The sequence below is a fragment of the Cyanobacteria bacterium GSL.Bin1 genome (genome assembly GCA_009909085.1).
Taxonomy (GTDB): domain Bacteria; phylum Cyanobacteriota; class Cyanobacteriia; order Cyanobacteriales; family Rubidibacteraceae; genus Halothece.
In genome coordinates this window covers 1-16,325 of the sequence record JAAANX010000065.1, presented here as the reverse complement: position 1 = coordinate 16,325, position 16,325 = coordinate 1, and the positions used below count along the sequence as shown (strand labels likewise).

At 44.5% G+C, this 16,325-nt stretch carries 15 protein-coding genes and 1 tRNA gene; 14 read left to right on the top strand and 2 right to left on the bottom strand.

What is annotated here, in order from left to right; translation table 11 throughout:
* Positions 1-41 precede the first annotated feature (41 nt).
* From xdhA to GVY04_07780, 9 genes are all read left to right on the top strand, one after another.
* The gene (gene xdhA, locus GVY04_07820; protein NBD16043.1) at positions 42-1,496 is read left to right on the top strand and encodes a xanthine dehydrogenase small subunit; all 1,455 of its coding nucleotides are present in this window, start codon (positions 42-44) and stop codon (positions 1,494-1,496) included.
* Positions 1,477-3,798: a xanthine dehydrogenase molybdopterin binding subunit gene (xdhB, locus tag GVY04_07815; protein NBD16042.1), complete on the top strand. Its 2,322-nt coding sequence runs from the start codon at positions 1,477-1,479 to the stop codon at positions 3,796-3,798. The genes xdhA and xdhB overlap by 20 nt, the downstream gene beginning before the upstream one ends.
* A 3-nt stretch (positions 3,799-3,801) precedes the next feature.
* Positions 3,802-4,605 carry a xanthine dehydrogenase accessory protein XdhC gene (gene xdhC, locus GVY04_07810; protein NBD16041.1) on the top strand — a complete coding sequence of 268 codons (804 nt, stop codon included), beginning with the start codon at positions 3,802-3,804 and terminating at the stop codon, positions 4,603-4,605.
* A 15-nt stretch (positions 4,606-4,620) separates the two neighbouring features.
* A complete protein-coding gene (gene cmoB / locus GVY04_07805) occupies positions 4,621-5,595 on the top strand; it encodes a tRNA 5-methoxyuridine(34)/uridine 5-oxyacetic acid(34) synthase CmoB (GenBank protein NBD16040.1) in 975 nt (324 codons plus the stop codon).
* A 67-nt stretch (positions 5,596-5,662) separates the two neighbouring features.
* Positions 5,663-6,631 carry a quinolinate synthase NadA gene (nadA, locus tag GVY04_07800; protein NBD16039.1) on the top strand — a complete coding sequence of 323 codons (969 nt, stop codon included), beginning with the start codon at positions 5,663-5,665 and terminating at the stop codon, positions 6,629-6,631.
* A 105-nt stretch (positions 6,632-6,736) separates the two neighbouring features.
* Positions 6,737-6,997 carry a hypothetical protein gene (locus tag GVY04_07795; GenBank protein NBD16038.1) on the top strand — a complete coding sequence of 87 codons (261 nt, stop codon included), beginning with the start codon at positions 6,737-6,739 and terminating at the stop codon, positions 6,995-6,997.
* 86 nt (positions 6,998-7,083) lie between these two features.
* Complete coding sequence (locus GVY04_07790; GenBank protein NBD16037.1) at positions 7,084-7,794, top strand: methyltransferase domain-containing protein; 711 nt, start codon at positions 7,084-7,086, stop codon at positions 7,792-7,794.
* Positions 7,795-7,851: 57 nt separating this feature from the next.
* The gene (locus GVY04_07785; protein NBD16036.1) at positions 7,852-8,763 is read left to right on the top strand and encodes a rhodanese-related sulfurtransferase; all 912 of its coding nucleotides are present in this window, start codon (positions 7,852-7,854) and stop codon (positions 8,761-8,763) included.
* Between the two features lie 143 nt (positions 8,764-8,906).
* Positions 8,907-9,845, top strand: coding sequence for a site-specific DNA-methyltransferase (locus tag GVY04_07780; GenBank protein ID NBD16035.1), 939 nt, complete (start codon positions 8,907-8,909; stop codon positions 9,843-9,845).
* 120 nt (positions 9,846-9,965) lie between these two features.
* Here GVY04_07780 and GVY04_07775 read toward each other — a convergent pair.
* Positions 9,966-10,037, bottom strand: a tRNA-Asn gene (locus GVY04_07775).
* 150 nt (positions 10,038-10,187) lie between these two features.
* Between GVY04_07775 and GVY04_07770 the strand changes: the two genes are divergently transcribed.
* The 5 genes from GVY04_07770 to sdhA all read left to right on the top strand — a co-directional run bounded on the left by GVY04_07770 (position 10,188) and on the right by sdhA (position 15,846).
* A complete protein-coding gene (locus tag GVY04_07770; protein NBD16034.1) occupies positions 10,188-12,344 on the top strand; it encodes a glycine--tRNA ligase subunit beta in 2,157 nt (718 codons plus the stop codon).
* Positions 12,345-12,391: 47 nt separating this feature from the next.
* Positions 12,392-13,192 (top strand): succinate:quinone oxidoreductase, encoded by an 801-nt coding sequence (locus GVY04_07765; protein NBD16033.1) that lies wholly within the window; start codon positions 12,392-12,394, stop codon positions 13,190-13,192.
* A gap of 49 nt (positions 13,193-13,241) precedes the next feature.
* Positions 13,242-13,502 carry a DUF4160 domain-containing protein gene (locus GVY04_07760; GenBank protein NBD16032.1) on the top strand — a complete coding sequence of 87 codons (261 nt, stop codon included), beginning with the start codon at positions 13,242-13,244 and terminating at the stop codon, positions 13,500-13,502.
* A gap of 3 nt (positions 13,503-13,505) precedes the next feature.
* Positions 13,506-13,793 carry a DUF2442 domain-containing protein gene (locus GVY04_07755; GenBank protein ID NBD16031.1) on the top strand — a complete coding sequence of 96 codons (288 nt, stop codon included), beginning with the start codon at positions 13,506-13,508 and terminating at the stop codon, positions 13,791-13,793.
* A 64-nt stretch (positions 13,794-13,857) separates the two neighbouring features.
* Positions 13,858-15,846 (top strand): succinate dehydrogenase (quinone) flavoprotein subunit, encoded by a 1,989-nt coding sequence (gene sdhA / locus GVY04_07750; GenBank protein NBD16030.1) that lies wholly within the window; start codon positions 13,858-13,860, stop codon positions 15,844-15,846.
* A 40-nt stretch (positions 15,847-15,886) separates the two neighbouring features.
* Here the strand turns inward: sdhA and GVY04_07745 are convergent, their stop codons facing one another.
* Positions 15,887-16,153, bottom strand: a complete 267-nt coding sequence (locus GVY04_07745) for a hypothetical protein (GenBank protein NBD16029.1) — start codon at positions 16,151-16,153, stop codon at positions 15,887-15,889.
* Positions 16,154-16,325: the final 172 nt, after the last annotated feature.

Sequence of the window (16,325 nt, the reverse complement as noted above, 5' to 3'; positions counted from 1 at the left end):
TCATTGGAGAACTGGAGTAGGAATTCCAATGAATATTTGCAATGACAGAGCCAATTACATTTATTCTCAATGGCAAAAAACAAACTGTGTCCGGGCTGTCACCCACTATGACAGTTTTGGAATATTTACGGACGCAAGTGCGACTCACCGGGACGAAAGAAGGCTGCGCTGAGGGGGATTGCGGGGCTTGCACCGTTATTCTTGGTGAACCGAGTGCCAAAGGAACGGAAATAATATATAAAGCGGTTAATGCTTGCATTGTCTTCTTCCCCGTTTTAGACGGTCGGGAGGTCATCACCATCGAACATCTCAAGTCTGCTGATGGCACATTACATCCGGTTCAGCAGGCGATGGTGGATTGTCACGGGTCACAATGTGGGTTTTGCACGCCAGGGTTTGTTATGGCATTAAGTTGCTTGAATCATAATCACCCTGCCCCCAATGATGAAGACATTCAAGACGCGATCGCGGGAAATCTTTGTCGTTGCACTGGCTACCGCCCCATTTTAGACGCAGCCCGACAAGCCACACAAAACGGTTCCCATCGCTTAAAAACTCACCCAGAAGCGCTCAAAGACTTGCAACGGACAACGCTGTTCCAATATGAAGACGAGGGCAGTCTATATTTGGCACCCGTTACGGTAGCCGAACTGGCGGAAACCTTAGCGGAATATCCCGAGGCAACTTTACTTGCTGGAGGAACGGATGTGGGGCTTTGGGTAACGAAACAGCACCGTCATCTCCCGGTCATTATTTATACTGGCAATGTGACCGCCTTACGGGAAATCATCACGACGGATCAAGCAACGGAAATCGGCGCTGCCGTCACTTATACTGAGGCATTTGAGGCGCTTTCTGAAAACGATCCCAGTCTGGGTGAATTATTGCGCCGACTCGGTTCAGTTCACATCCGCAATTCCGGGACAATTGGTGGCAACATTGCCAACGGTTCTCCCATTGGCGATAGTATGCCCCCTTTAATTGCGCTGGGGGCAAAAATTGTCTTGCGCCATGTTTCTGGTACGCGCACCCTTTCCTTGGAAGACTACTTTATTGCTTACGGCAAACAGGATCGCCAACCGGGAGAGTTCATCGAGAAAATTATCGTTCCCCATCGTGCGGAAAATGTCCAGTTCAAAACTTACAAAATTTCTAAACGGTTCGATCAAGATATTTCTGCTGTTTGTGCCGGATTTGCTCTGCATTTTGACGGTGAGGTGATTACAGACGCGCGTCTTGCTTATGGGGGTATGGCAGCAACGCCAAAACGATCGCGTCAAGCTGAGGCGGTTCTAATTGGCAAACAATGGAATGAAACGACGCTACAGCAAGCAATGAGAGCAGTAGCAGAAGAATTTACCCCACTAACTGATCTGCGGGCGAGTGCGCAATACCGTCTTCGCATCGCCCAAAACTTACTCGCCCGGTTTTACCTAGAAACGACCAATCCAGAAACTGCAACCCAAGTTTATCGCTATGCCAAATCATCCTCCTGATTCTCCCGCTAAAGGCAGTGTCGGTCGCCCCTATCCCCACGAAAGTGCGCAGTTGCACGTCACTGGTGCAGCAACCTATACCGATGATATTCGCGAACCGGCAGGCTGCTTACACGCTTATGTTCTGCAAAGCCCTTATGCTCATGCTCGCATTAAAAGAATGGATACTCAGCCTTGTCTCCTACCAGGGGTTTATGGGGTAATGACTGCACAAGATTTGCCGGGGATGAACGATGTTGCACCGGTATTTGACGGTGACCCGATTTTTGCGGAAGAAGAAGTGTTGTATGCCGGTCAATCGGTACTGGCAGTGGCTGCGGAAAGTATTGCCCTCGCCCGTCAAGCTGCCCAACAAGCGGTGATTGAGTATGAGGAACTGCCAACAGTCTTAACCCCCCAACAAGCGCTGGCAAAAAGCGATTTTGTCGGTGAAACTTATGTCATGCAACAGGGAGACTCAGAAAGGGGTTTGGCGGACTCGCAACACCGGCTAGAAGGAACGTTGGCAATCGGCGGGCAAGACCATTTTTATCTGGAAGGTCAAATTGCTTTGGCAACCCCGGGTGATGATAGGGAAATGCACTGTTGGTCATCGACGCAACATCCTTCGGAAGTGCAGCATTTGATTGCAAAGACACTCGGCTTAGCGGATCATGCAGTGACAGTGGAAGTGCGCCGGATGGGTGGGGCATTTGGCGGGAAAGAAAGTCAAGCCTCGTTGATTGCCTGTATTGCAGCAGCGCTGGCGTGGCAAACTAATCGTCCGGTGAAATTACGGCTCGATCGCGATGACGATATTAAAATGACCGGAAAACGTCATGATTTCCATGTGGAGTATCAAGTGGGATTTGATGAAACCGGCTTGATTACCGGGCTCGATATTTGTCACCAGCTCAATTGCGGGATGTCAGCGGATTTGTCCAACGCGATCGCGGATCGCGCCATGTTTCATACGGATAATGCCTATTATCTCTCCGATGCAAAAGTAACCAGTTATCGCTGTCGCACCAACAAAGTCTCAAATACTGCGTTCCGAGGGTTTGGCGGACCCCAGGGAATGTTAGCCATTGAATCGATCATTGATGAAATTGCCCGCTATCTGGGAAAAGACCCCTTAACGGTTCGCAAGCGCAATTTTTACGATCCGGCAGATGCACTGGGAGAGCGCAGTCTCACCCATTATGGGATGAAAGTAGAAGATAATATTATCCAGGACCTGATTGCGGAGTTAGAGGAACGCAGTGACTACGCGACACGATTGGAACAGATCCGGGAGTTTAATGCCCAGAACCGGATCTTGAAAAAAGGGATTGCTCTGACACCGGTTAAATTTGGCATTAGCTTTACCCTGAAAATGCTGAATCAAGCCGGGGCATTGGTACACATTTATAAAGATGGCAGCGTGCAACTGAATCATGGTGGAACGGAGATGGGTCAGGGCTTGCACCAGAAAATTTGTCAGGTGGTGGCAGAAGAATTTCAAATTGATCTCAAGCAAGTGCGGATCACAGCGACAAATACCAGTAAAGTGCCGAATACCTCCGCAACGGCTGCATCAAGTGGTTCGGATCTCAACGGGAAAGCGGCTCAAGCAGCAGCCCGCACGATCAAAGAACGATTGGTGGAGTTTGCTGCCAAACATTTTTCAGTTGCCCCTGATGAGGTGGTCTTTAAAGAGGGATGGGTTCAAATGCGCGATCAAGCGATCCCCTTTGCTGAACTGGTACAACTGGCGTATGCCAACCGCATTTCTCTCTCCTCCACTGGCTTTTATGCAACCCCCAAAATTACTTGGGATCGCAAAGCCGCCAAAGGTCGTCCCTTCTTTTACTTCGCTTATGGGGCAGCCGTTTCAGAAGTCATCATCGATACCCTCACCGGAGAATATAATCTCCTCCGTACCGATATTGTCCATGATGTGGGCAAATCTCTAAATCCTGCCCTCGATATGGGTCAAATTGAAGGGGGATTTGTTCAAGGGATGGGTTGGCTAACCACCGAAGAACTGTGGTGGGATGATAAAGGCATTCTCAAGACTCATGCCCCTAGCACCTATAAAATTCCTACTGGGCGAGATATTCCCAATGAATTTCATGTTCACCTCTTTGATAATGAAAATCGAGAGGACACCATCTACCGCTCAAAAGCCGTAGCGGAACCGCCCTTGATGCTGGGCATTTCTGTTTTTCTAGCCCTCCGTGATGCAGTGGCAGCCAGTGCCAACTATCAAAAAATTCCCAAACTGAACGCTCCGGCGACACCAGAGCGCATTTTAATGGCAATTGAAGCACTGAAAGATTAAACCATGTCAGGACTTTACCAAGAGTGGCTACCGGTTCTCAATCAGTTGTTAACAGAAGGAACCCCTTGTGTGCTGGTTACGCTATTGGATGCCCAAGGTTCCACACCGCGGGAAGCGGGGGCAAAAATGGTGGTGACGGCAGATCACTCGTTTAGTACAGTTGGTGGCGGTAACTTGGAATATGAAGCCATCCAGGAGGCGCGGGAGTTACTCGCTACCTCACAAACTGCCCCTTCTCGTCGCGAGTACACCCTATCCCCAAAACTGTATCAGTGTTGCGGGGGAACGGTGAGTCTAATTCTGGAACCCTTTTTGCCCGAGCAGACTGTATTGTATCTCTTTGGAGCAGGGCATGTGGGGCGAGCGATTGTGCAAGTTCTCACTGGCTTACCGATTAAAATTAAATGGATTGATGAACGAGAATCAGAATTTCCGGCTCAAATTCCCAGCCATTGCGAAAAGATTGTTACCCCTTCTCCGACAACTGTCCTAGAAACCGCCCCAGCGAACTGTTATATCCTCGTGATGACTCATTTACACCCACGGGATTTCCAAATTGTTCAGGCCGCATTTACCCACAATCAATTTGCTTACCTCGGGCTAATCGGCAGCAAAACCAAACGATCGCGCTTTGAAAAATATCTCCAAGAGGCAGGAGTCGCCAAAACGGAACTGCAACGCCTCACCTGTCCGATTGGAATTGAGGGGATTACCGGCAAACATCCCCGTGAAATCGCGATCGCGGTGGCAGCGCAACTCTTGCAGCAGGGGATAACAGGTGCTAATGTATGTTCCCCTCACGTTTAGCCAAAACTATCCCTGATGTTTGACTACCAGCCTCTCTATGACCAACTGGCAGCATCTCCTGCCGCCCCCTGGTTAGAAACACTTCCCGAAGCAGTAGATACTGCCTTACAACCCAAACGACATGGACATTTTTTAGAATGGCAAGCCGTGGTTGAGAACCTCCCTGATTTAAAACCGAGTCGAGTGGAACTGCAACATCATGTCAAAATTGGTTGCAAAGAAGACACCGATGAGACGACTGATCAACAGTTAGAAACCGGCTTAAAGCAACTCCGCCCTTGGCGCAAAGGTCCACTAGAATTATTTGGCGTCTATATTGATACCGAGTGGCGTTCCGACTGGAAATGGCAACGACTGGCGGATCACATTACCCCATTAAAAGACCGAACGGTTTTAGATATTGGCTGCGGTAACGGTTATTACGCCTTACGAATGCTGGGAATGGGGGCAAACTTAGTTATCGGTTTAGATCCTTCTGTTTTGTACACGATGCAGTATGAAGTGATCCGTCGTTATTTACCTGACATTAACGGTTATGTCTTACCGTTGGGCGTGCAACACCTTCCAGAAAACTTACAAGCCTTTGACACCGTTTTTTCAATGGGCGTTTTGTATCATCAGCGATCGCCGCTGGATCATCTTCAAACGCTACGGGATAGCCTTAAACCGGGCGGAGAACTGGTTTTAGAAACCCTTGTTGTCCCAGAAGACTACACTGATGTTCTCATCCCCGAAAAACGCTACGCCAAGATGCGCAATGTTTGGTCAATTCCCAATTGCGCCACTTTAGAATCCTGGTTAAAACAATCTGGCTTCACCGAGATCAACTTAGTCGATGTCACCGCTACCACCATTCAAGAACAACGACGCACCGAGTGGATCACCTCCCACTCCTTGGAAAACTTTCTAGATCCCACCGACCACAGTCAAACCATTGAAGGTTATCCAGCCCCTCTACGAGCCATTATGATTGCCCAAGCCCCCACCTGACAATTTTGGTAAATTTAACTATAATATTTGGTACAACTAACTATAATTCAAAAAATCGGACACAACTGTGTTTACAACTGCTTTTGCCAAATCGAAATCAAACGCGAATACAATTCCAACCGACTTAGTCACTGCTGTTGATACCCTCAAACAAGAACTGAATGCAGTCATCTTAGCCCATTACTACCAGGAAGGAGATATTCAAGACGTTGCTGACTACATTGGCGACTCCCTGGGCTTATCCCAAAAAGCTGCCAATACCGATGCAGATGTAATTGTTTTCGCTGGGGTTCATTTCATGGCGGAAACAGCAAAAATTTTGAACCCCGATAAGCTGGTACTAATTCCTGATTTAGATGCGGGTTGTTCTTTAGCGGAAGGCTGCCCTCCCAAAGAATTTGCCGAATTTAAAGCCCAATATCCCGATCATTTAGTGATTTCCTATATCAACTGCACCGCCGAAATCAAGGCAATGAGCGATATTATTTGCACCAGTTCTAATGCAGTGAAAATTGTCAATCAAATCCCCGAAGATCAGCCAATTATTTTCGCACCGGATCGCAATTTAGGGCGCTATGTGATGCAGCAAACCGGACGCGATTTAGTCTTATGGGAAGGCAGCTGTATTGTTCATGAAACCTTTTCGGAAAAAGCAATTGTCCAGCTGAAAACCACTCATCCCGAAGCAGAAATTATCGCTCACCCGGAATGTGAAGAACCCGTTTTACGTCACGCCAATTATATTGGTTCCACAACTTCTTTACTCAAGTATTCTCAAGAAAGTGCTCAGTCTGAGTTTATTGTGGCAACTGAACCCGGCATTATTCATCAAATGGAAAAAGCCACTCCCAATAAAACCTTTATTCCAGCACCGGCGATGAATAATTGCGCCTGCAATGAATGTCCGTATATGCGGTTAAATACGCTAGAAAAACTCTATCTCGCGATGAAACATCGCCAACCGGAAGTGACGCTTTCTAAAGAGATTCGGGTGGCGGCTTTAAAGCCAATTCAACGGATGCTAGAAATGAGTTAAGTTGATCAAGAAATTGGGATGTATTCGTGGCTGACAAAGCTGATTTTGGCTACAAATTAGCTTAAGATCGCCGTCTTCGAAAACTGCTGCGGCAAGAACCGGGAAATGACAAAATCTTTACGCTGGATCATTGGAACAACCGCGATCGCTGCTCCCAGGTTACATCTTATTTCCGAGTTTGGAATTGATTCTTTAAAAGCCAAAGTGTTCTCACCCAGCGCGATCGCGCTTTTTTTGATTGGAATTTCTCTTAACCTTGCTGTTGCGTTACTACCGCTTCCTGATATCCTACAAATTCTGGGGAGTCTCTTTAGAAATGTGGGCTTAATTGCCATGGGAATTACAGTGATCCGAAAACCACTTTAAACTAAAGGTAAACCAATCATCGTTTTTCTCAATTCACGTAGTAAGTTCAGTTTTGAAAATAACCTTGCCCTGATCAATCAAAAATAATGACAAATGTAGGAGATCAAATTGAAGCGGGTAATGCCAATTGGTCATTTAGTGGTGAAATTAGTCAACACTTTGATCAGCATATCAAGAAATCCATTCCCTTTTATGAAACCAGCCATGAATTAGGGATTAGCATATCTGACTTCTTCTTAGGTGATGGGTCAATCTGTTACGATTTAGGTTGCTCGACAGGAACTTTGTTGGCTGGTTTAGCCAAACATCATAACAAGAAACGAGTGCAATTTATTGGCATTGACATCGAAGCTGACATGGTGAATTATGCCCAAAATCTGTGCCAACCGTTTCCCAATATTGAAATTCGCAATGAGAGTTTAATTGATTTAGAATTAGAAAAGGCTGATTTAATTATTGCTTACTACACAATGCAGTTTATTAAGCCGAAACATCGTCAAGTTTTATTTAATCGAATTTATGAAGCCCTGAATTGGGGAGGGGGCTTTCTTTTATTTGAAAAAGTCCGCAGTCCGGATGCCCGTTTTCAAGATATGATGACGACACTTTATACAGATTATAAATTAAACCAAGGCTATTCTGGCGATGAAATTATTGCTAAAAATCGTAGTCTGAAAGGGATTTTAGAACCGTTTTCTCGGGCTGGAAATTTAGGCTTACTCGAAAGAGCGGGGTTTGTTGATATTACAACAGTGATGAAATATATTTGTTTTGAAGGTTTTTTAGCGATCAAGTAAGTGTAATAAGAGATTAAAATAACCACAAAGACACAAAGAGCACGAAGGAGGTTAAAAATGATTGTTGCTACGTTTTATAAGTTTATTGAGTTAGATCAGTTAGAGACATTACAAAGTAAGCTCAAGACGTTTTGTGAAAATAACGGCATTATGGGAACAATTCTTTTAGCGAAAGAAGGAATTAATTCCACAATTGCGGGTGAAAAAGACAGTATTGATCAGTTTTTTAAACTTCTCGAAGAAGATGAACGAATTGCAGATATTCAACCCAAGTTGACAGAGACACAGGAACTGCCTTTTCTTCGTTTAAAGGTGAAAATTAAACCGGAAATTGTGACGATGGGCGTTGATGAAATTGAACCAGCAATTACCACGGGAGAACACATTGACCCCAAAACGTGGAATGAGATTATTTCTGATCCAGAAGTGTTAGTGATTGATACTCGCAATGAGTACGAATATAAAGTGGGAACCTTTCAAAATGCGATTTCTCCCCATACTTATAGTTTTCGTCAATTTCCTGAATTTGTGGAAGAAAATCTTGATCCGAAAAAGCATACGAAAATTGCAATGTTTTGCACGGGAGGCATTCGGTGTGAGAAGGCGAGTGCTTATTTAGTTGAAAAAGGATTTGAGGAAGTCTATCAACTCAATGGCGGAATTTTGAATTATTTAGGAACGGTTTCTTCAGAGGAATCGTTATGGGAAGGGGAATGTTTTGTTTTTGATCAACGAGTTGCAGTTACTGAGGATTTAGAAACCGGAAACTATGAACTCTGTTATGCCTGCAGCCAGCCTTTATCCCCTACAGATCGCCAATCAGAAAAATATGAACCAGGGATTTCTTGCCCTTATTGCTATGATCGCTTAACGGAAAAACAGCGCGATCGCTGCACAGAACGTCGGCGACAACAAGAACTGGCTAAACAACGCAATCAAAAGCATGTTGGCGCAAACATTTCAAAGTAATAGTTAGCTCTTGCGTGTAGAGTAAGGTAATGGTAACGCTGGGTAAAATTCGTCCATAGACAATTTCCAATGGAAAATTTAAAGCACCTTAGGTTAGACTGACAATCACCAAAAGTTGAATTAAATCCTCTAATTTAAACCTAATGGCACAGACAGACAAAGCAAACCGAAATCGAACGATTACCCTCAACGAACAAGAAAAAAATGACTATAAAAAAAAGTTACTCACACTTCAGCAGTCCGTTCCGTTAGAACAAATTATTAATCAAGTTATTCAGCAAGATATATTTACAGTTATCGATCAACTTCCTAACAATTTTATTGATTTATTATTTATTGATCCGCCTTATAACTTGAGTAAAACCTTTAATCGCAGTCGCTTCCAAAAAATGACGGATGAAAATTATGAAGTCTGGATGGAGCAATGGTTGCAGCCATTGGTAAGACTTTTAAAACCAACTGCATCTGTTTATATTTGCGGGGATTGGGTCTCATCAAACGCAATTTATCGGATCATGTCTCGATATTTTATTATTCGGAATCGGATTACTTGGGAACGAGAAAAAGGACGCGGTGCAAAGTCAAATTGGAAAAACTGTTCTGAGGATATTTGGTTTGGGACAGTTTCGGATCAATATTATTTTAATCCTGAGGCAGTAAAATTGAAAAAGAAAGTGATTGCACCCTATAAAGTGAATGGAAAACCGAAAGATTGGACAGAAGAAAAACAAGGCAATTATCGTTTGACGCATCCTTCTAATTTCTGGTCAGATCTCACAGTTCCCTTTTGGTCAATGCCTGAAAATACTGATCATCCGACACAGAAACCGGAAAAACTCTTAGCAAAAATCATCTTAGCCAGTTCTCAAGAAGGGGATATGATTTTTGACCCCTTTTTAGGCGTGGGAACCACTGCTGTGGTCGCAAAAAAACTAAATCGCAACTACAGTGGGGTAGAAATTGATCTCGACTATGCTTGTTTGGCGCAAAAACGGCTAGCCATGGCAGAACACAATCCAACCATTCAAGGGTATGCCGATGGCGTCTTCTGGGAAAGAAACTCCCTTCCTCGCCAACGTTAAGCCTCCCCAATAAGTAACTCCCAGCAAGGGCGGTTTAAATCTCTCTCGAAAAACCTCAAGACACACCTTGGGAACCTTTGTGTCCTCTGTGTCTCTGTGGTTATATCAAATTACTTAAAACTCCCCAGGCAGGATTCGAACCTGCGACTAATCGGTTAACAGCCGACCGCTCTACCGCTGAGCTACTGAGGATTACAGCCGTTGCCTTTGAAGCAACAGTAATTTATTATAAACACAGGGGTAATCTCTTGGCAAGGGGTAAATCAAAATTTTCTCTTACCGCAATGCGCCCACAAGTTGCTAGACTGTTGTAACGGACTTTTGGACGGTTCTCCTTGGATCATGGTAAGTTTTCTCTTAGAAGTTGGCACCGAAGAACTCCCCGCAGATTTTATCGAAAGCGCGATCGCGCAATGGCAAACTCGCATTCCCAACACGCTACAAGAACAGTTTTTAACCCCGGAAACGATTCAGGTTTATGGAACGCCTCGCCGATTAGCGGTTGTCATTAGCGGATTACCCGAGAAACAAGCGGATCGCGAAGAGGAAATTAAAGGTCCCCCCGCCAGTGCTGCCTTTAAAGACGGCGAACCAACAAAAGCAGCGCAAGGCTTTGCCAAAAAACAAGGGATTGCCGTAGAAGACCTGGAAATTCGCCCCACAGAAAAGGGAGACTTTGTTTTTATTAAAAAAGTCATTACTGGTCGCAAGACTGCCGAAATTTTGCAGGAATTGACCCCAGATTGGATTTTTAACCTGGAAGGGAAACGGTTTATGCGCTGGGGAGATGGGGAGTTACGGTTTCCCCGCCCGATTCGCTGGTTAGTTACGTTACTTGATGAACAAGTCTTGTCTGTCGCTTTAGAAAATGGATCAGAAACCATTCAGGGCACGAATCGATCCTGGGGTCATCGGGTATTATCTCCGCAAGAAATTCCGATTCCTCATCCCGAGAACTATGTAGAGACTTTAGCCGAAGCAAAAATTACCGTTGATCCGGAAGTAAGAAAAAGCGCGATCGCGCAACAAGTGCAACAGCAAGCCCAAACCGAAGGGGGATACGCGGTTCTGGATCAAGACTTACTGACCGAAGTGACCAACTTAGTGGAATTTCCCTTTGTGATCACGGGTAAATTTGATGATGAGTTTCTCAATCTTCCTCCAGAAGTGATCACTACAGAAATGATTAGCCACCAGCGCTATTTCCCAGTCTGGAAAGACAAAACAGCAAAAGAACTCCTCCCCTACTTTATTACGGCTGCTAACGGCGATCCCAAGAAAGCCGAGATCATTATCCGCGGCAATGAACGGGTGATTCGCGCGCGCTTAGCTGATGGTCAATTCTTCTACAATACGGATTTAAGTAAACCTTTAGCCGATTATATTCCCCAACTTGATACAGTTACCTTCCAAGAAAAACTGGGATCAGTGGGAGACAAGGTGAGACGGATTCAAGAATACGCCAGCTGGGTGTGTGAACAGCTAGATGTCTCGGAAACGGAGAAGCAGCAAATTCAACGGGCTGCGCAACTCTGTAAAGCTGATCTAGTCACGCAAATGGTTGGAGAATTTCCAGAACTCCAGGGGATTATGGGGGAAAAATATGCCCTTGCTAGTGGCGAAGCGGAAATTGTTGCTCGTGCCATCTCTCAACATTATCTCCCGAAAGGGGCACATGATGATCTGCCTGACCAAATGGTTGCCCAAGTCGTCGCCATCAGCGATCGCGCAGATACCCTGGTTAGCATTTTTGGCTTAGGAATGATTCCCAGTGGTTCCTCTGATCCGTTTGCCCTCCGTCGCGCCGCCAATGGGATTATTAGCATTATTTGGGGCGACAATCTGCCTTTGAACCTCCAACAACTCCTCAAACAAGGAGTCGATCACTTTATTCAAACTTTTGGCGAAAGTGAACACACTGCAACGTTACTTTCCCAACTTCAAGACTTTTTCTTGCAGCGGATACGTACCCTTTTATCAGAGAAAAATATTGATTATGACCTGATCAATGCAGTTTTAGGCGAAAACGACGAAGAATATACCCAACGGGCATTAACAGCCGTTTTAGATGTCCAAGCCAGGGCACAATTCCTCCAAGAGATCCGCGACAACCAAATCTTAGATTCCATTTACGAGACGGTCAATCGTTCTACTCGCTTAGCAGAAAAAGGAACCCTCGATCTGCAAACGCTTGATCCTCGGGGCGTCGTTGATCCTAATTTATTTGAACAAAACTCCGAAAAAGCTTTTTACGACGCATTAATTGAACTGCTGCCCAAAACCCAAGCTAGCCGTGAAAAACGGAACTATCAGCAACTGGTGGATGGCTTAGGAGAAATTACCCCAACCGTCAGCACTTTCTTTGATGGGGAAGATAGCGTGTTAGTAATGGCAGAAGACCCAGCGATTCAGCAAAATCGTTTGTGTTTATTGGGATTACTGCGCAATCATGCCCGAGTTTTAGCCGATTTTGGGCAAATTGTGAAATCACATGGGTAAATAAAATACAATAGGGCTGTTTTCAATCTGAAAATCAACTGCTTTTCATGAGTGTTGTTACTTCTCGCAAGATTCCTTCCCTGATTAAAAAATATTTAATGGCGATTACCGGCTTAGGGATGGTCATCTTTGTTTTTGGGCATCTGCTTGGCAACTTACAGATCTTTTTATCCCCTGAAGAAATTAACGAGTATGCCTATTTCCTCCATGACATTTTGCCAGGAGAAATTCTTTGGGCACTTCGCATCGGACTATTATTAATGGTGGGGGTTCATATTTGGATGGCGGTGCAGTTGAAACTAGAAAATAATGCAGCGCGTCCGATTGGTTATGTCAACAATCAATGGATACAAGCCAGCAGTGCATCTCGCTATATGACTTACAGTGGCGCAGTTGTACTGATCTATATTATTTTTCATCTCCTCCACTTCACCGTTCAGAAAGTCCACCCCGAATTTGGACAACTCACATATTCCCTTGGCAATCATCTGACTCAAGATGTGTATGCCATGATGATCTATGGCTTTTCCAGTGAATTTTGGTATGTATCGCTGTTTTATATCATTAGCATGGGGCTGTTATGTTGGCACTTATCTCATGGTGCAACCAGTCTATTTCAAAGTTTAGGCTTACGGAATGAGCGCACCCGCTACTGGTTAAATCGCTTCGCCTTGGTTTATAGCATTGTAGTTTTTATTGGCTTTGCGTCGATTCCTGCTTTCGTTTTGGTTTCTGAAACAACCAATATTCAGTTAGTGCAAGCAAAAACAGTTCTGACACAAATTAAAGATTGGGATGGCAAGGGAACAATTACCATTGATTACAAAACAGCGACCAGTGGCCAGTAATCAGTGACCGAATCAGATCGAGAAAAAGATAATCTAGATACGCTCCATTATCCCAGAAATTAGCCGTTTTCTTGGAATTATTATAACTATGTATTATAACGATCACTCGCCTCCTCATTTCCACGTTCGCTACAATAAACAGAAAGCGATCATTGACATCAATAGTCTATCAATTTTGCAAGGAAAGTTATCACCAAGAGTTCTGGGCTTAGTAATAGAATGGGCCACCCTTCACCAAACAGAATTAAGAGAAAATTGGGAACGCGCAAGAAATCAACAGCCCATCTGTAAAATTGAGCCTTTGGAGTAAATCATGCTAAAAGATATTATTCAAGTCATTCCCCAAGAGGATTATCAAATTTATCTCAAATTTGAGGATGGTTGCGAAGGAATTGTTGATATTCGTAAACTGATTGAATTTTCTGGTATCTTTGAACCATTACAAGATTTAAACTACTTCCGAAGTGTTGAAGTTAATCCTGAATGGGGAACAATTTATTGGTCTAATGGTGCAGATTTAGACCCAGATGTGCTGTATTCTGTTGTTACAGGGGAAACGATTTCAGTTAATAATTATCATTCATCTGTGACCAGCTACTGAGGGACGCATCGCCCCCCGAATAGAAAAGAAGAAATTTAAAAATAACTAAGAATAAATAACAAAAATGAGATTAGAGTCTAATATTCCCAACGGTTCTCTCGCTGAGAAATGGGATAACCATAAGTTCAATCTCAAGTTAGTGAACCCCTCTAACAAACGCAAATATCACATCCTGGTTGTGGGAACTGGGCTAGCCGGATCATCCGCAGCTGCGTCTTTAGCAGAGATGGGCTATCAAGTCAGTTGCTTTTGCTATCAAGATAGTCCCCGTCGCGCCCACTCCATTGCAGCGCAAGGGGGGATTAATGCTGCTAAGAATTACCAGAATGATGGGGATTCGGTTTATCGGTTGTTTTACGACACCATAAAAGGCGGAGATTACCGTTCCCGAGAAGCAAATGTCTATCGCTTAGCCCAAGTCAGTGTCAATATTATTGATCAAATGGTGGCCCAGGGGGTGCCTTTTGCCCGAGAATATGGCGGGCTACTGGCGAATCGTTCCTTTGGGGGGGCGCAAGTCAGTCGCACGTTTTACGCACGAGGACAAACCGGACAACAGCTTTTACTCGCAGCATATCAGCAATTGAGCCGTCAGATTGCAACCGGACAAGTCAAGATGTATAACCGCCATGAAATGTTGGAACTAGTAGTGGTGGATGGAGAAGCGAAAGGCATTATTACTCGCAATCTGGTGACGGGAGAAATTGAACGTTGGGCAGGAGATTGTGTGGTGCTGTGTACGGGAGGCTATGGCAATGTTTACTTCCTCTCAACCAATGCCCAAGGGTGTAATGTCACTGCTGCCTATCGGGCTTATCGTCAAGGGGCGGGGTTTGCCAATCCCTGTTATACGCAGATTCATCCCACTTGTATTCCTGTACAGGGCGATCAACAATCGAAATTAACCTTGATGTCAGAATCGCTACGGAATGATGGACGGATTTGGGTGCCGAAAGAGCGCGCGATCGCGCAGAAAATCAGAAACGGTGAACTTTCCCCCAATGATGTCCCAGAAGAAGCCCGAGATTACTATTTAGAACGGAAATATCCCAGTTTTGGTAATCTTGCCCCCCGTGACATTGCCTCTCGTGCTGCAAAAGAAGTGTGTGATGAAGGGCGAGGCGTTGCACCCACAGGCTTTGGGGTGTTTTTAGACTTTCGTGACGCTATTTCTCGTATTGGGGAAACAACCATCTCGGAACGCTACGGAAACCTCTTTGACATCTACAACCGCATTACTGGCACTAACCCTTATCAAACCCCCATGATGATTTATCCCGCAGTTCACTACACCATGGGCGGACTTTGGGTGGACTATAACTTACAAAGTAATCTCCCTGGGCTTTTTGTCGCTGGGGAAGCAAACTTTTCCGATCATGGGGCAAACCGTCTCGGTGCATCGGCACTGATGCAAGGTTTAGCGGATGGCTACTTTGTCTTACCTTACACCATTGGTCATTATTTAGCCGGAACGGTTGGCTTATCCGGTTCGGGAAAAGTCAAAACCGATGCACCAGAGTTTGAGATTGCAGAAAAAGCTGCCCAAGATAAAATCAAACGCTTGCTTGGGAATAAAACGACAGGAAAAGCTAGCCCACGCTACTTCCATAAACAAATCGGTGAGATTATGTGGAATCAGTGTGGAATGAGTCGCTCTAAAGACGGATTAAAGCAAGCCCTCAGTGATATTACTGCCCTCCGGGAAGACTTCTGGCAGAATGTGAAAGTCGTTGGCAGCGAAACTAGTATTAATCAGGAATTAGAACGTGCCGGGCGTGTGGCTGACTTTATCGAGTTTGGCGCCTTAATGTGCCGAGATGCACTAATGCGAGAAGAATCTTGCGGGAGTCACTTTCGCGTTGAACATCAATACACGGAAAAAGATGAGGAAGTCAAAAGCGGTTTTCTTTCTTCTGGTGAAGCCAAACGAAATGATCAAGATTATGCCTTTGTTGGCGTTTGGGAATATCAAGGAGAGGAGAAAGAACCGATGTTGCAAAAAGAACCTTTAGTTTATGAGGAGGTCAAGTTCTCAACGCGATCCTATAAGTAAGTCGAAAAAATGATAATGCTCTCAGTTTAATTGTCTGATTTTATTCTTTATTTTTATCTAAAGCAAATAAGACAACTCCAACTATTAAAATAATCCCCCCAGTCATAGTTTGTTGATCTTGTTCTTGCATCAAGCCAATGTTACTAACACGATTACCAGTAGTTGTTGTAACTGTCGTATCCATGCTTGTTGCGTTCAGCAACATAATTGCTCCTATTGCACCTAAAATAAATCCTAATAGTTTCTGTCCATTCCAAAGAGAGTTATTTTTCTTAGCTTGATTAACCCATTCTCCTTTTTCTTTCACATCCAGATATTGTTGAGTAGTAATTGTGACAGTTTGTGGAGGATTCCATAAAACGCAATAAATGCAGGGTAAGCGCAAGAAAAATGAAGCTGTAATATGCTATTAGAATCCATCTAGCAATCAGGATTGGTCATGGCAAAAGGTTTTGGTGAAGCATCTATTTCCCCTAAAG

What these genes read in the sequence shown, in the direction of transcription:
- xdhA (NBD16043.1), top strand. Translation starts at nt 42, where the DNA reads ATGACAGAGCCAATTACATTTATTCTCAATGGCAAAAAACAAACTGTG.
- xdhB (NBD16042.1), top strand. Translation starts at nt 1,477, where the DNA reads ATGCCAAATCATCCTCCTGATTCTCCCGCTAAAGGCAGTGTCGGTCGC.
- xdhC (NBD16041.1), top strand. Translation starts at nt 3,802, where the DNA reads ATGTCAGGACTTTACCAAGAGTGGCTACCGGTTCTCAATCAGTTGTTA.
- cmoB (NBD16040.1), top strand. Translation starts at nt 4,621, where the DNA reads ATGTTTGACTACCAGCCTCTCTATGACCAACTGGCAGCATCTCCTGCC.
- GVY04_07795 (NBD16038.1), top strand. Translation starts at nt 6,737, where the DNA reads ATGACAAAATCTTTACGCTGGATCATTGGAACAACCGCGATCGCTGCT.
- GVY04_07790 (NBD16037.1), top strand. Translation starts at nt 7,084, where the DNA reads ATGACAAATGTAGGAGATCAAATTGAAGCGGGTAATGCCAATTGGTCA.
- GVY04_07785 (NBD16036.1), top strand. Translation starts at nt 7,852, where the DNA reads ATGATTGTTGCTACGTTTTATAAGTTTATTGAGTTAGATCAGTTAGAG.
- GVY04_07780 (NBD16035.1), top strand. Translation starts at nt 8,907, where the DNA reads ATGGCACAGACAGACAAAGCAAACCGAAATCGAACGATTACCCTCAAC.
- GVY04_07770 (NBD16034.1), top strand. Translation starts at nt 10,188, where the DNA reads ATGGTAAGTTTTCTCTTAGAAGTTGGCACCGAAGAACTCCCCGCAGAT.
- GVY04_07765 (NBD16033.1), top strand. Translation starts at nt 12,392, where the DNA reads ATGAGTGTTGTTACTTCTCGCAAGATTCCTTCCCTGATTAAAAAATAT.
- GVY04_07755 (NBD16031.1), top strand. Translation starts at nt 13,506, where the DNA reads ATGCTAAAAGATATTATTCAAGTCATTCCCCAAGAGGATTATCAAATT.
- sdhA (NBD16030.1), top strand. Translation starts at nt 13,858, where the DNA reads ATGAGATTAGAGTCTAATATTCCCAACGGTTCTCTCGCTGAGAAATGG.